The following is a 1,259-nucleotide window of genomic DNA, read 5'->3' on the forward strand; positions in this document are numbered from 1 at the left end:
TCCAATATCCCACTGCCAAGAAAAACTTCTAGCAAGACGTTGCCAGCCCGTACCGTAAACCGACACAGGTAGTCGAGGAGAGTATCCTCAGGTGAGCGAGTGAACTCTCGTTAAGGAACTCGGCAAAATGACCCCGTAACTTCGGAAGAAGGGGTGCTGCTCGCAAGAGCAGCCGCAGTGACCAGGCCCAAACGACTGTTTATCAAAAACACAGGTCTCTGCAAAATCGTAAGATGACGTATAGGGGCTGACGCCTGCCCGGTGCTGGAAGGTTAAGAGGAGGACTTAGCGTAAGCGAAGGTCCGAATTGAAGCCCCAGTAAACGGCGGCCGTAACTATAACGGTCCTAAGGTAGCGAAATTCCTTGTCGGGTAAGTTCCGACCCGCACGAAAGGCGCAACGATTTGGGCACTGTCTCAACGAGAGACTCGGTGAAATTTTAGTACCTGTGAAAATGCAGGTTACCCGCGGCAGGACGGAAAGACCCCATGGAGCTTTACTGTAATTTGATATTGGGTGTCTGTAGCGCATGTACAGGATAGGTAGGAGCCGTTGAATACGGGACGCGAGTCTCGTAGGAGGCACTGGTGGGATACTACCCTTGTGCTAGGGCCACTCTAACCCGCGCCACTAAGCGTGGCGGGAGACAGTGTCAGATGGGCAGTTTGACTGGGGCGGTCGCCTCCCAAAAAGTAACGGAGGCGCCCCAAGGTTCCCTCAGAATGGTTGGAAATCATTCAACGAGTGTAAAGGCAGAAGGGAGCTTGACTGCGAGACAAACAGGTCGAGCAGGGACGAAAGTCGGGCTTAGTGATCCGGTGGTACCGCATGGAAGGGCCATCGCTCAACGGATAAAAGCTACCCTGGGGATAACAGGCTTATCTCCCCCAAGAGTCCACATCGACGGGGAGGTTTGGCACCTCGATGTCGGCTCGTCGCATCCTGGGGCTGTAGTCGGTCCCAAGGGTTGGGCTGTTCGCCCATTAAAGCGGCACGCGAGCTGGGTTCAGAACGTCGTGAGACAGTTCGGTCCCTATCCGTCGCGGGCGTAGGAAATTTGCGAGGAGCTGTCCTTAGTACGAGAGGACCGGGATGGACCTACCGCTGGTGGACCAGTTGTCGTGCCAACGGCATCGCTGGGTAGCTACGTAGGGCAGGAATAAACGCTGAAAGCATCTAAGCGTGAAGTCCCCCTCAAGATGAGATTTCCCTTTTCGTAAGAAAGTAAGATCCCTGAGAGATGATCAGGTAGATAGGTC

At 54.3% G+C, this 1,259-nt stretch carries 1 rRNA gene; it reads left to right on the plus strand.

Annotation, left to right across the window (positions count from 1 at the left end):
• A 23S ribosomal RNA gene (locus tag G577_RS11950) occupies positions 1 to 1,259 on the plus strand; the annotation flags it as partial.

It is taken from the genome of Tetragenococcus muriaticus DSM 15685, from assembly GCF_000423785.1.
Classification (GTDB): Bacteria; Bacillota; Bacilli; order Lactobacillales; family Enterococcaceae; genus Tetragenococcus; species Tetragenococcus muriaticus.